The following is a 14,965-nucleotide window of genomic DNA, read 5'->3' as shown; positions in this document are numbered from 1 at the left end:
TAAATTTATTGGGAAGGAGGGACATTGGCCGTCACGCTTGCGAGCGACTCAAGGGCTTCCTTCGACTCTTCTTCAATTTCCTTTACCTCTTCTGTATACTTGCTTTCCGGAAACTGTTCTATAAAAGACTGATACGCCATCATGGTATCATTGAATCTTTCCTCTTTTTTTGACGGGATGCTATTCCTGGCATAAAGGTAATTGCTTTTCAATATCAGGAACTCAATATCTTCCCGGAAGTCCGTATCGGGATACTGGCGCAGCGAATTTTTAAGGGAGATAATTGCTGCCGGGTAATAGCCGATCGTATAGAATACTTTCGCGTTCTCGTAAGATTTCCGTTCCAGCTTGGCCCTCAGTTCATCGATGAACCGGTTACATTCATCCACTTTTGCTGAAGTGGGATAAAGGTTCAGGTACAGCTGAAACTGTTCAATAGCTTTCAGGGTGCTGCCCTGGTCCAGGGAATAGATAGGTGAATCTTTATAATAGCAAAACGCCATCATATAATAGCAGTCTTCCGTATACTCACTATCCTGAAAGGTTTCGGTAAAGCTTTTAAAGTAAAACCTTGCCTGCTCCAGGTCACCCAGCCCAAAGTAACAATAGGCCAGGTAATAATATACTTCCTCTATTTTAGAGGTACCGGTATAGGCGGCCCTCAGGTCTTCCAGGAGCAGCCTGGCATTTTCATAATACCGCGGCGTATCTTTTTCCTTAGCCAGGTTATAATAATAGGTAGCCTGCCGGTACATATAGTCCGGATCCTTGCTTCCCAAAATCTTTTCAAACTTGCTTTTGCAGCCGCTTACCAGCAGAAGGCATATTCCGCCCGTAATACAGGCATTAATGAATGTTCTTTTAAAAAACATCCTGCAAAGATAAGATTTAACTTATTTCAAATCAATTTATTTATTCGTGGCTGAAGCGGAGCTTTTTACCGCGTTTTCAGCCTCTTGCGGCTATTGTCAGAACTGTTCCGGGTCATGCTCGTTGTTTTCCTCGTCAATGATTCCGATAGCGGGGCATATTTGCAGCGAAGCGATCATTATCTCTGCGGATAAAGTAATCACTCCGATATGCGGATAATTAAACGGACACTTCTATCCGGAACATTCGTACCAAGAGATGTAATCCCTGTCGGTTTTTGACGGATGTTTACTGGTATCCGGCTTCAGCCGTAGAATAAATAGAAGGCCGCCGAAGTAACGAATTCAGCAAATGCAGGGCGGGGCAACCGGGAAAGGCGTAATGGGCCAAAAATTTTCCGCCTGTAAATCAGCAAGGTATAAATATTGACGCTTAATTTTTATGATTCCCTTGGCGGCAGTTGATTTTAATCCTACTTTTGCGCTCCGATTTCGAACGAGAAACGGACGCAGAGATGAAAAGAAAAAATAAAATTTAGCAACTTGTTGCGAGATCAGAAAAACTTTTCCTACCTTTGCAGCCCCGACGGGAAACCGGGAGGGAGTTTCCGCCAGACGGATGGTCCGGCGGATGAAAAAATGAAGAAGACGAACAGGCAGCGCTGCGGAAGCGGTCCCTTTTAAAAGGGGAAGCGGAAAGCGGGAAAGCTGATAAAAAGTTCTTTGAAAGAATGATCTTAAGAAAAGGTAGCAGTTCTGAGCTATCGAGAAATCGATAGTGTGCTTACAAGGGAAGGGCTTCCGTACAGATATTAAGGGGCTGTCGCTTTCGGGCGACGGCCGCAGTCAGCTTCACTTCCGGGCGGTCGCAAGACGGAACGGGAGGGGAGATGTGACAAAAGAGCAAATACAACGGAGAGTTTGATCCTGGCTCAGGATGAACGCTAGCGGCAGGCTTAATACATGCAAGTCGAACGGTAGCAGGGCTTCGGCCCTGTGAGAGTGGCGCACGGGTGCGTAACGCGTATGCAACCTGCCTTCAGTTGGGGGATAGCCCGGGGAAACCCGGATTAATACCGCATAACACAGGGGCCCCGCATGGGGATATTTGTTAAAGATTTATCGACTGAAGATGGGCATGCGTCTGATTAGCTGGTTGGAGAGGTAACGGCTCACCAAGGCAACGATCAGTAGGGGATCTGAGAGGATGACCCCCCACACTGGTACTGAGATACGGACCAGACTCCTACGGGAGGCAGCAGTAAGGAATATTGGACAATGGGCGCAAGCCTGATCCAGCCATGCCGCGTGCAGGAAGACGGCCCTATGGGTTGTAAACTGCTTTTGTAAGGGAATAAACCCCCGGACGTGTCCGGGGTTGAAGGTACCTTACGAATAAGCATCGGCTAACTCCGTGCCAGCAGCCGCGGTAATACGGAGGATGCAAGCGTTATCCGGATTTATTGGGTTTAAAGGGTGCGTAGGCGGCCTGTTAAGTCAGAGGTGAAAGGTTGCGGCTTAACCGCAGAAATGCCTTTGATACTGGCGGGCTTGAATAAAGTTGAGGTAGGCGGAATGTGGCAAGTAGCGGTGAAATGCATAGAGATGCCACAGAACACCGATTGCGAAGGCAGCTTACTAAGCTTTGATTGACGCTGAGGCACGAAAGCGTGGGGATCAAACAGGATTAGATACCCTGGTAGTCCACGCAGTAAACGATGAGAACTAGCTGTTGGCGATAGAATGTCAGCGGCACAGCGAAAGCGTTAAGTTCTCCACCTGGGGAGTACGACCGCAAGGTTGAAACTCAAAGGAATTGACGGGGGCCCGCACAAGCGGAGGAGCATGTGGTTTAATTCGATGATACGCGAGGAACCTTACCTGGGCTTGAAAGTGAGTGACCGGCGCTGAAAGGCGCCCTCCCTTCGGGGCACAAAACTAGGTGCTGCATGGCTGTCGTCAGCTCGTGCCGTGAGGTGTTGGGTTAAGTCCCGCAACGAGCGCAACCCCTATCATCAGTTGCCAGCAGGTAAAGCTGGGGACTCTGGTGAGACTGCCTGCGCAAGCAGTGAGGAAGGAGGGGACGACGTCAAGTCATCATGGCCCTTACGTCCAGGGCTACACACGTGCTACAATGGTAGCTACAGAGGGCAGCGACCTTGCAAAAGGGAGCCAATCTCAAAAAGGCTATCACAGTTCGGATTGAGGTCTGCAACTCGACCTCATGAAGTTGGATTCGCTAGTAATCGCGTATCAGCAATGACGCGGTGAATACGTTCCCGGGCCTTGTACACACCGCCCGTCAAGCCATGGGAGCCGGGGGTACCTGAAGGCCGTTGCCGCAAGGAGCGGCTAAGGGTAAAACTGGTGACTGGGGCTAAGTCGTAACAAGGTAGCCGTACCGGAAGGTGCGGCTGGAATACCTCCTTTCTGGAGGGAAGCCCTCCCAAGCAAGCAGGAACTGCTGCCTTTCAAGATCATTTTAAAGAAACGAGACAGGAGAAACCTGTTAAATGTTGCCGCTACCCTTTTGGGGGGGCGGAAGCACATTCAACAGAGTCCCGTAGCTCAGTTGGTTAGAGCACTACACTGATAATGTAGGGGTCAGCAGTTCAAGTCTGCTCGGGACTACTTATCAGTTGCTTTGCAACAGTTCAAGGTTTCAGGGTTGCTGCGCAACCGATCAAGGTTTCAGGGTTGCCTTGGCAACCGTTCAAAGTTCAAAGATGAATCTTAAACATTGAACTTTAAACCTTAAACGTTGAACTAACTACGGGGAATTAGCTCAGCTGGCTAGAGCACCTGCCTTGCACGCAGGGGGTCAACGGTTCGAATCCGTTATTCTCCACGATTCAGGGTTTCCTTTATCAGGCCGGGGTGACGAGCCCCGCCAACAGAGAAGGAAACAAACTGAAGAAAAGTTCTTTGACATACTGGAAGAAGTTGTTAAAACAAGAGTACGACGATCATCGGCGTGCTGTCTGCAGGCGATGGGCCCTTACGGGGGTATTCATCCGGCACGACGGCGCGTACGAGCGAAAGAAACGCTCATCGTACGAGCAAAAGCGTACGATGAGAGTCCGCAGCTGCTATCCTTAGCGGCGGCGGACATAAAGAAAGTAAGGAAGGGCGCAGGGTGGATGCCTTGGCTCTCAGAGGCGATGAAGGACGTGATAAGCTGCGAAAAGCCGCGGGGATCGGCACATACGAATTGATCCGCGGATATCCGAATGGGGCAACCTATCTGGCTGAAGGCCAGATGTCTGCAGGCCTTGAGCCTGTGGAAGCAAACCTGCTGAACTGAAACATCTAAGTAGGCAGAGGAGGAGAAAACAATAGTGATTCCGTAAGTAGTGGCGAGCGAACGCGGATTAGCCCAAACCATGCGTGTTACGGCACGCACGGGGTTGTAGGACCTGCATAATTACTTCGGCATGAACCTGAAAGGTCTGGGAAGGCCTGCCATAGAGCGTGAGAGCCGTGTAAGGGTAAATAAAGAAGTAAGGCGGGTATCCTGAGTAGGACGGGGTAGGAGAAGCCCTGTTTGAACCGGCCGGCACCATCCGGTAAGGCTAAATACTCCTGAGAGACCGATAGTGAACCAGTACCGTGAGGGAAAGGTGAAAAGCACCCCGCACAGGGGAGTGAAATAGAACCTGAAACCCTGCGCTTACAAGCGGTCGGAGTCCCGCCGTTCTTCGGAACGGAAGGGGATGACGGCGTGCCTTTTGCATAATGAGCCTACGAGTTGATCTTCACTGGCAAGGTTAAGCCCCAGGAAGGGGCGCAGCCGAAGCGAAAGCGAGTCTGAACAGGGCGCATAGTCAGTGGAGTCAGACGCGAAACCTTGTGATCTACCCTTGAGCAGGATGAAGTGGCCGTAACAGGTCATGGAGGTCCGAACCAGTATGCGTTGAAAAGCATTTGGATGACTTGAGGGTAGGGGTGAAAGGCCAATCAAACTGGGAAATAGCTCGTACTCCCCGAAATGTTTTTAGGAACAGCGTGATGGTAAAATGACCCGGAGGTAGAGCTACTAATTGGATGCGGGGGAGTCACATCCTACCAAATCCAGCTAAACTCCGAATGCCGGGTACATGTACATTGCAGTGAGGCCTGGGGTGCTAAGGTCCCGGGCCGAGAGGGAAAGAACCCAGACCAACAGCTAAGGTCCCCAAATGTGCGCTAAGTTGAACTAACGAGGTCCGGTTGCAGAGACAGCTAGGATGTTGGCTTGGAAGCAGCCATTCATTTAAAGAGTGCGTAACAGCTCACTAGTCGAGCGACCGGGCATGGATAATAAACGGGCATCAAGCGCGCTACCGAAGCTTTGGTTTCAGAATTTATTCTGAAAGGTAGGGGAGCATTCCAATCGCAGTGAAGGTATTCCGTAAGGGATGCTGGAGGGATTGGAAAAGCAAATGTAGGCATAAGTAACGATAAGGCGGGTGAGAAACCCGCCCACCGAAAGGATAAGGTTTCCTGATCAACGCTAATCGGATCAGGGTTAGTCGGGACCTAAGGAGTCCCCCGCGCCTAGCGGGGCCATCCGATGGAAAATCGGTTAATATTCCGATACGATCAATGGGTGCGACGAGGCGACGCAGGAGTGACACCGCCGCCGGCTGACGGAATAGCCGGTTAAAGGGAGGTAGGTATAGGCCGGGGAGGCAAATCCCCCTGGTTTGCCGAGACCTGATAGTACCACAAAGCTTCGGCTGCGTGGATAGTGCGGGTAATCAGACTGCCGAGAAAACCCTCTAAGCATCAGCCCATTGATCCTCGTACCGCAAACCGACACAGGTATCCGGGGAGAGAATCCTAAGGTGCTCGAGTGAGTCGTGGCTAAGGAACTCGGCAAAATGGCCCTGTAACTTCGGGAGAAGGGGCCCCCCGTAGCAATACGGGGGCGCAGTGAAACGGCCCAGGCGACTGTTTAGCAAAAACACATGGCTGTGCCAAATCGTAAGATGAGGTATACGGCCTGACACCTGCCCGGTGCCGGAAGGTTAAGAGGGGATGTTAGTCCAGTAATGGGCGAAGCATTGAATCGAAGCCCCGGTAAACGGCGGCCGTAACTATAACGGTCCTAAGGTAGCGAAATTCCTTGTCGGGTAAGTTCCGACCTGCACGAATGGTGTAACGATCTGGGCACTGTCTCAGCCACGAGCTCGGTGAAATTGAAGTAACGGTGAAGATGCCGTTTACCCGCAACGGGACGGAAAGACCCCATGAACCTTCACTACAACTTCGCATTGATATCGGCTACAGGATGTGTAGGATAGGTGGGAGACTATGAAGCGGGGTCGCAAGGCTCTGTGGAGTCACCCTTGAAATACCACCCTTTCTGTAGCTGGTGTCTAACCCGTTATACGGGGAGAGTGCGTGGTGGGTAGTTTGACTGGGGTGGTCGCCTCCAAAAAAGTAACGGAGGCTTTCAAAGGTTCCCTCAGCACGCTTGGTAACCGTGCGTGGAGTGCAATAGCAAAAGGGAGCTTGACTGTGAGACCGACAAGTCGAACAGGGTCGAAAGACGGATATAGTGATCCGGTGGTTCTGTATGGAAGGGCCATCGCTCAAAGGATAAAAGGTACTCTGGGGATAACAGGCTGATCTCCCCCAAGAGCTCATATCGACGGGGAGGTTTGGCACCTCGATGTCGGCTCGTCACATCCTGGGGCTGGAGAAGGTCCCAAGGGTTGGGCTGTTCGCCCATTAAAGTGGCACGCGAGCTGGGTTCAGAACGTCGCGAGACAGTTCGGTCCCTATCTGTTGTGGGCGTAGGAAGCTTGAGTGGAGCTGACCTTAGTACGAGAGGACCGGGTTGGACTGGCCGCTGGTGTACCAGTTGTTCTGCCAAGGGCACGGCTGGGTAGCTACGCCGGGAAGAGATAAGCGCTGAAAGCATCTAAGTGCGAAACTCGCCACAAGATGAGGCTTCCCTTGAGGGACGTCGAAGACGACGACGTAGATAGGCTGCAGGTCTACAGGTGGTAACATCAAAGCCGAGCAGTACTAATTACCCGATGGCTTTCTTTAAGAAGGAAGACCGACGCCAGGGAATGATGGTCGCACACTGAGTTGAACAACTTCTTCCGGTACATGTCAAGATATTTGAACAGTTTATAGTTCAGCGTTGAAAGTTTATAGTTGGTGCCTGGCAGGCGCTGGGCACTAAAAACTGGAAACTACCAACTACAAACTAAAAAAATTCAGGTGCCTACAGCGGCGGTGTCCACCTCTTCCCATCCCGAACAGAGAAGTTAAGCCCGCCTGCGCCGATGGTACTGCGGTAACACGTGGGAGAGTAGGTCGGTGCCGGATATTATTGAAGAAAGGCTGTTGCTGCAAAGGCAACAGCCTTTTCTTGTTTATAGCGCCCTATAGCCCGCCGCTGCCAGGCACCAGCCATTGCCACGGGCCACCACCATCCCACTGCCGCCGAACCCCGGCCTACTAATCAGCCAATCAACCGGCCAACCCCTGGCCTGCTAACCCGACCAACCCAACGGCCCATTGCCAACGGCCTACCCCCCGCCGGCGCCGCTCACCGGCCAACCCCTGCCGGCTCATCGCCACATGCGCCACCGCGCCGATACGCAACCTCATAGCGGTATCGGATCCTCTGAGACCGGCCTAACCACGCAGGTTAAAAGTCTTACACTGCCGCCTGTTTCTTGAAGCTGCCGTCTCAAAGGTAGGTATCATCACTTAGCGACACGAACTTATTCTGAGCTGATTCTTCGTGCCGGGAAAAGCCGTGGACCACCAGGGCGGAATTAATAAAAAAGTCACAATTAGTTTAAAAAAAATTAAATTTCCAGCTAAGGCATAGAAGGGAAATTTAATTTCTCAATTTATAGAAGACACCTTGAGCATGCCGCTAAAACTGATAAAGAACAAAATTTTTATTTTAGCAACCGCAGTTGTTGGGCAATATTTTCCCAAATAAAACAACGTTAATATTTTGCTAAATCGTTTTTAATATCTATCTTCGGTAAGAGATTGCAAGAAATAGCGTTGCAAGAACTAAACCAAAATTGACCAGATTACCAATATTCGTAGCGAATGAGAATAAAAATCAATATATGACATAAGAACTACTTCTTTTCTGTATCCCGCTGTGTTTCAGTATCAGCCCGTGGATGATTCCGGTGTTAATTATAAAGGTTAAGAGAGAGCCTCCGATTAACCGGAATACGCTTAATTTATTCAACTGTTGTAACCTGATTTGTTTTAGGGTTGTATTGGTATACCCTTTTGCTTAAACGATTTAGCAGAGCTATGCGCTGCATTAACTTGTTCCACTATTAATAAAGATAAATATGCGTAGTTTGTATTTATTGTGTTTTTTTGTTCTTCCCATGGCCTGCCTGGGCGCTCCCTTTGGTTACGGCTATTTATGGCAGGATACGACTGCAACCGGGACAGATAGCCTGGGAACCGATACCCTGGGCATTACCGGCCCGCTTGCGAGCCTTGCGGCAGGCGATTCTCCGGTCAGGGAAAACCTGTTGTACAATAACGGGCTGGAACAGGAAAACCCTGCCTCCATGGCATTATTTCCCGCAGTATCCCTGCAGCAATATTTAAAAGGACAGGCGGCCGGCCTGTATGTTGCGGAACCCAGCGGGGAACCGGGGACGACACAATCCATGCTGATACGGGGCACGCCAATGCCGATATTATCGGCTAAAGACCTTTATCAGGCGCAGCCGCTGGTAGTGCTGGATGGAATTCCGCTGATAGCGGAGCATCCTTTTGCCTACGATATACAACAGTACGACTTCAACCGCATCGGGCCTGCTACCAACCTGCTTGCCAATATTGACATGGATAATATAGAATCCGTGGAGGTATTAAAAGATGTTTCCGCAGCGGCTATATACGGACCGAGGGCGGCGAACGGAGTCATCGTACTGACGTCTAAAAAGCCCGGTATCGGCCGAACCATTAGTTTTAATTCATACGTCGGAATGGTACAGCGGCCGGTGGTGACCACTATTAACGGGGAGTATGAAAATGCGTTCCGGAAGCAGTTTTATGACCGCTATACAGCAAACGGGCAATACACAGACGACGATATCTATCCCCTTTACCTGAGCGACTCATTGAATGCTTCTTATTACGGACCGTCCAACTGGTCGGACGCCTATTACCGGAATGCCGTTGTTTACGGGCTGAATGCCAGTATCGCAGGAGGAACGGACAGGGCTAATTTCCGGTTTTCCCTTGGCACAATGAATAATGAAGGAGTAGCGGATGAAACCGGGATGAAGCGCTATAGCGCTATGTTCAACGTGAATATGAAACCGGTGGAATGGCTGGTTTTTTCGGCGATGATAAACGGTAACCGAATTGAGCGCGACCGGAACCGGAGCCTGCGCGATCGTTTTGCCCAGATGAATTATATTCCTGACCTGAGCGCTCCGCTTGCTCCTAATAAGGAGGAGTTCCTGGGTTTGCTGACGGCGTATGAAAACGGCTATGACGACAATAAAACGAACGTAGTAGAAGGCTACGGGCAGCTGGCGATTGAACTGGGTAATTTTAATATGGCTTCCCGCTTTGCGGTAGATTATAACGAAGGCTACCGGGATCTTTATTATCCCCGGGCGCTGATGGAAGGGAACAGCTATGCTTCCAACTATTATGGGTCTAACCAGCGGCTGGTTGCCGCGAATGTGGCTACCTATGATTTTGACTTTGCTTCTCTTCATTCCCTTCGCCTGGAAAGCGGGCAATCCGTGCAGTGGGATACGCATAAATATAATTACGCCTATGCCTATAAAGGCCATAATGACTTTATTAAGCTGAACCTGCTGGATTCGGATCCCAAGATACCCGGTACGAATATAGATAACCCGAATTACCTTGTTCCCACCGCCTTTCCCAGGGAACTGGTTTATAAATTCCTGGATAAGACCCAGCATAACCTCGTGTCCTTTTACGGAAGGGCTGCATATAATTACGATGATAAGTACGACGTAGCCTTAGTATTAAGGGCCGACGCCTCTTCCAACGCGCAGCCAACCGAGCGCTGGCTTTTTACTCCTGCGCTTACCCTGGGCTGGGATATCGGGAAGGAATGGCTTCAGCAGAACAGCCGGATAAGCACCCTTTATCTCCGGGCCGGCGCCGGCCGCAGCGGCCGCCTGAACGCCTATGATAATTATTCGCAAGGGCCGCAATACACGGCGGAGATCGGATTCACCGGCAACCTGACCACCTCAGGATATAATGGCTTCGGCGTGTTAACGCGGCCGTATTCCTTTGGATGGGTAGGCTATGGCATTCCCTGGGCCTATTCTGACCAGGCGAACCTGGGTCTGGAGGCGGGCTTGTTCAATGACCGGCTGAGAGGCTCTGTGGATCTCTATTATAAGGAAGACAAAAACCAGCTGCTGGGCATCCCTTCGTTTGCACAATTTGGTTACCGGCAATCTTACGAAAGCGGCATGGCAGTCCGGAATATGGGGCTTGACCTTATCCTCTCTGGTGATATCCTTACCCGGCAAGATGGTCTTTCCTGGACGGCTGCACTGAATATGAATTTTAATCAAAATGAACTCACGGCGTTGCCCCGTGGTCTGGACGAGATCATGATCGGAAACCGCCTGCTTCAGGTGGGCGCCCCGGTTGACCAGTACTGGCTGCTGGTAAATGAAGGCATTTATACCTCAGATGCGGAAGTACCGGTAGTGGACGGGAATCCGATGAAATATAACGGAATTGTCATGAAGGCCGGCGACCCCCGCTGGAAAGACATTAACGGAGACAACCAGATCAATGACCAGGATAAGGTAATGCAGGGAAATATCCTTCCAAAAATTTCCGGCGGCTTACATAACGAATTCCAATACCGGAACTGGACATTGAACCTGAACCTGTATTTCAACCTGGGACGGGAAATACTGAACCGGGAAATGGCTAACAGGTTTGATTTTATCAACCGGGAGAGCGGTAATAATATCAACTCCGTGAAAGAGATCACCTATTGGGAAAAACGCGGAGAATACAATGATTATCCGCTCTACAACCCCTGGAGTACGGTAATGCCCTACCGGGCCGAACAAGACCTGTTCCTGGAAGATGGTTCTTTCCTGAAACTGAGAACAGTTTCATTGGGATATGATCTGACGGAATGGATAAAATCCCGGCAGCCGGGAGCGGCCAGGTTTTACATCTATGCGTCTGTAAATAACGTATTTACCCTGACTAATTACAGCGGCCAGGATCCGGAGCTGGTCAATTATACCGGGTATGATTCCGGATACGGCCTGCCTATACCGCGGACCTATACCCTGGGTATTAAAATGGATTTGAAGTAAAAGCTATGAATATGAAAATATTGAGGGCGAGTCTTTTCTTTCTTGCATTATGCACAGCAGGCTGCGAGAAAGTTCTTGATATTGATTCCACCAGAACGGTGGGCGAAAAAAACATGTGGAACTCGCTGGAAGATACACGGGGCGCCCTGATGGGTACTTACGGGCTTGTCCGGGCAGCGATGGCTGATAACAACGCACATTGGTTATACGGAGATGTCCGGGCGGGAGAATTTAAAAGCCCCATTCGTCAGGACCTGAAGGCGATCATTGCGAATGATCTGAATGCGTCCTATGAGTCCCTTGAAGCGCTTTCGAACTGGCGGCGCTGGTTCGCTGCGATAAATTCCGCCAATCTCTTCCTGGAGCGGGTAGGAGAGGTAAAGGCGGCGGACCCCCGTTATACGGATAATAACATGAAGGTGGATATTGCCCAGATACGGTTCCTGCGCGCATTTTCCTATTTCTATATGGTTCGTATCTGGGGCGACGTTCCCCTAATCACCAGCTCCCATGACGGGAATTTTGAGAACAAATCCCGGGAAAATTACCAGAAGGTGCTGGCCTGGGCGGAAAATGAAATGAAGGAAGCCGCACTCGATTTACCCTACAGGTACAGCGCAGGCGACGAACAGCAGCCTGGAAATTATTATAACGAAACCTCAGGCAGATGGGACGGCGCGCTGGCAAGGAAGCTTAGCGCCTATGCCGTGCTGGGTCATATGGCTGCCTGGCAGGGCAACTACCCGGATGCGGCCAATTATACGAGTTTCGTGATGGAAAACTATCAAAAAGGAAGCAATAGCTGGACCTCTACAGCTGATCTCACCAATTCCAATGGGTTTTTCTATAATAAAAGGATCAACCATCTTTTTGGGCTGAACTTTGACTGGGGGCACGTGGACGCTTCTTTCACGGGCCACATTGAAGAACTGACCCTGGCCTCGCCGGTGATCAATAAAAGCGCACCCGATATTTACCTGCCCAAAGATTCCATTCTTTCCATTTTTAACGAATCCGATGATCAGCGTTTCAGTATTGACACTATCGGGCAGCCGCAGTCGGAACGCTACTTCACGAACTTCAACGGCAAGTACCCTATTTTCTCCAAGATAAAGGTGATCATGAACGGTGGTACCGATCCCGACTTCCGCATATTTTCAAGCGCACTCGTTTATACGCGGCTTGAAGACGTCGCCCTGCTGCGGGCGGAAGCCCTGGCGGTACTTGGGGAAACCCAGGGCGCTATTGAAATGCTGAATATCATCCGGGAACTACGCGGGCTGGAACCTTATGACGAGGCCATAAACGGAAACCTGGTAGATGCCATTTTCAAAGAAAGGCAGCGGGAACTTATGGGCGAAGGCCATCGCTGGTATGACCTTGTCCGTTATCACAAGATCAGGCAGCTGGACCCGGAATTCACTCAGCTGATACAGTCGGGGGAATTTACTGGCCGGTGTCCAGGGCGTTGCTGAGCCAGAATAGTGAACTTGATCAGAATCCTTACTGGGAATAATAAAAAGAACTTTATGAAGCGGTTAAATTATTATATCGGTTTTACAGTTTTCCTGGCTGCCTTCGCGGTACTCCAGGGCTGCTCCAAGGATGAGGGATTTTACAGCAGGAAAGTGACGGAAAAAGATTTCGAGGGGAGTGTGCTGGAATACCTGGAAAGCAAGCCGGGGATCTATGATTCCCTGTTGCTGGTAACACACAGGCTTGGCCTGGAAGAAACGCTCCAGGACAGCGCCATTACACTCTTCGCATTGACCAATTCCAGTTTCGGACTGGCGGTCACCAACCTGAACAACCTGCGTGAAACCACAGACAAGCCTTTCGGTTTCCTGTCGAATATCGACTATCTGCACCTGGATACGATGATGAGCTGGTACATTATCCGGGGGAAATACGAAGCCGATTCCCTCACCCAGCAGGACGGCTTAATGCTGGAGGGAGTTCGTTTTAATTATCCCATGCATGCCAAATTAGCCCGGTCTAATTCTTCCGGCTATGAAGGCGGCGGGCCCAAGATCATTGAATTCAGCAATACGAACGAAAGCCAGTTCTTGCGCTACTGGGTGACCACCACCACGGCGTCGGTAAACGTACGTACCCGCAACGGGGTCATTCATGTGTTAACACCGGATCATATTTTCGGGTTTAATGAATTCGTGAGCCGGCTGACCTTTAATCCGCCGCCGCCTAACCTGATGCTGCTCGTGGGCGGTACCTTCTCGGTATCCAAGGATAATAACGCAGGCCCGGGCGGGGGAGAAGGTTCGCTGAAGGTGATTGATAACGATGTCAATACGAAATTCCTCAATGAATACCCGTCGGACCTCTGGATGCAATATGTATTTAACGAACCCGTGGTGGCGGGCGCCTATACGGTCACATCGGCAAACGATGCGCCCGACCGCGACCCCAGGGATTGGAACTTCCAGGGATCGCATGACGGGGAAACCTGGGTGCAGCTGGATAAACGGGTAGGGGAAGTGTTCGAAGAACGCTATCAAACCAAAGTGTACCGGTTCAACAACGATGTAGCCTATACTTATTACCGGATTAATATTACCCGCAATTATGGAAGTAACCTCTTCCAGCTGGCTGAATGGACAATTAATAAATCAAGATAAACCGGATAAAGAAATGAAAATGAAACAATTCAAGTTCGGGATCAGAAGCGCAGTCCTGTTTCTGCTGCCGTTGCTGGTGGGGTTTTCCGGTTGCAGGGAGATCTTCGACCTGCCGGAGGAAAGGGATTACCTTGGCAAAAACCTGAATTATTCCGATAAGATACTGGAACCTATTCTTGGGAGAACGACCGTCATGGGAGGTTTCAATGCCGACAACTCCACGATGCCTATGACCTTTGAGATCGTGAACGCCCGCTACGGCGACGGAAGGCCGGTAACGGACCTGTTCCAGGTTAGGCCTACCTGGGTATGGACCGCAGCTTATGACGGATTGGAAACCAGCCTCGAAGAGATCAATGCCAAACGAAAGCTGGAAGAACGGCCCCTCTTTGAAATTCGTCCATCGGGGGAATTCATCCTCTGGGGCTCTTCAAGTAATGAACTTATCGCTCCCAGGCCGGCAGACAGTTCCAGCCTTACGCAGGAAATCCGGTTTTTCGATGTGAAGATTTCCAATTCGGGCGGTGATACTATCCTGAAGGATTTCCAGATCATCCCCTGGCGGGAACGTCCCTACGAACCGTCCAACGATATGAATTATTATACGGGAGGAATAGCCCGGGACCCCAATGATCTGAAGAACCCCTTTAAAAGAGATTATATCCAGCCCGGGATCGACAACATCGTGGGAGCCACTACAAACCGGCAAATGGTGAATAATGAAGAAATCAAGGACCTCGTAGCTTATATCCGTCCATTTGAAGGAGGAAACGGCCATAATCTCCGCTTCCGCTTTATTGGCCCTGATTCTTCAGCCATTCATCCTGCCAGCTTCAACGATACCAAATGGGACCGGCTGGTGCATGGCTTCAATATGGAGATGACCGATGAATACGTGCAGTACGACGTAGCCTATCCGATTCCCCTGGTGGATATCCGTACCGCGTTTTCCAACGGGTCGAGTGCGAACGTGAAGTTTAACTATTCCCGCGGCGCGTTTGGGGGAGGACGGTCCTTCTCATCCTTCTGGCTTGATTTTGAAATATTCAGGGAAGGCGACTGGGAGATCGTATTCCACTTCCGTAACGATCTCCCCAAGTTTGAAGACGAATAATTGGCATTAGCATAA

The 14,965-nt window shown here is 50.4% G+C and carries 5 protein-coding genes, 2 tRNA genes and 3 rRNA genes; 9 read left to right on the top strand and 1 reads right to left on the bottom strand.

The window, feature by feature from the left end:
* Nucleotides 1-5: 5 nt before the first annotated feature.
* On the bottom strand, nt 6-872 hold the full coding sequence (locus tag FRZ59_RS17880; protein ID WP_132130436.1) for an outer membrane protein assembly factor BamD: 867 nt from the start codon (nt 870-872) through the stop codon (nt 6-8).
* Nucleotides 873-1,778: 906 nt separating this feature from the next.
* Between FRZ59_RS17880 and FRZ59_RS17875 the strand changes: the two genes are divergently transcribed.
* The 9 genes from FRZ59_RS17875 to FRZ59_RS17835 all read left to right on the top strand — a co-directional run bounded on the left by FRZ59_RS17875 (nt 1,779) and on the right by FRZ59_RS17835 (nt 14,950).
* Nucleotides 1,779-3,299, top strand: a 16S ribosomal RNA gene (locus FRZ59_RS17875).
* 127 nt (nt 3,300-3,426) lie between these two features.
* A tRNA-Ile gene (locus tag FRZ59_RS17870) sits at nt 3,427-3,500 on the top strand.
* A 143-nt stretch (nt 3,501-3,643) separates the two neighbouring features.
* Nucleotides 3,644-3,717: transfer RNA gene (locus tag FRZ59_RS17865), tRNA-Ala, on the top strand.
* 265 nt (nt 3,718-3,982) lie between these two features.
* Nucleotides 3,983-6,908 (top strand): 23S ribosomal RNA (locus FRZ59_RS17860).
* Between the two features lie 173 nt (nt 6,909-7,081).
* Nucleotides 7,082-7,193: ribosomal RNA gene (gene rrf, locus FRZ59_RS17855) — 5S ribosomal RNA — on the top strand.
* The 16S, 23S and 5S rRNA genes sit together here with 2 tRNA genes alongside, the layout of an rRNA operon.
* Nucleotides 7,194-8,194: 1,001 nt before the next feature.
* On the top strand, nt 8,195-11,200 hold the full coding sequence (locus tag FRZ59_RS17850; protein ID WP_225975110.1) for a SusC/RagA family TonB-linked outer membrane protein: 3,006 nt from the start codon (nt 8,195-8,197) through the stop codon (nt 11,198-11,200).
* An 11-nt stretch (nt 11,201-11,211) separates the two neighbouring features.
* On the top strand, nt 11,212-12,675 hold the full coding sequence (locus FRZ59_RS17845; protein WP_225975109.1) for a RagB/SusD family nutrient uptake outer membrane protein: 1,464 nt from the start codon (nt 11,212-11,214) through the stop codon (nt 12,673-12,675).
* A gap of 54 nt (nt 12,676-12,729) precedes the next feature.
* Nucleotides 12,730-13,836, top strand: a complete 1,107-nt coding sequence (locus FRZ59_RS17840; RefSeq protein ID WP_132130734.1) for a discoidin domain-containing protein — start codon at nt 12,730-12,732, stop codon at nt 13,834-13,836.
* Nucleotides 13,837-13,849: 13 nt separating this feature from the next.
* On the top strand, nt 13,850-14,950 hold the full coding sequence (locus FRZ59_RS17835) for a DUF5007 domain-containing protein (RefSeq protein ID WP_132130735.1): 1,101 nt from the start codon (nt 13,850-13,852) through the stop codon (nt 14,948-14,950).
* Nucleotides 14,951-14,965 lie beyond the last annotated feature (15 nt).

Source organism: Anseongella ginsenosidimutans (assembly GCF_008033235.1).
Taxonomy (GTDB): Bacteria; Bacteroidota; Bacteroidia; order Sphingobacteriales; family Sphingobacteriaceae; genus Anseongella; species Anseongella ginsenosidimutans.
This window is presented reverse-complemented; position numbering and strand designations above follow the sequence as displayed.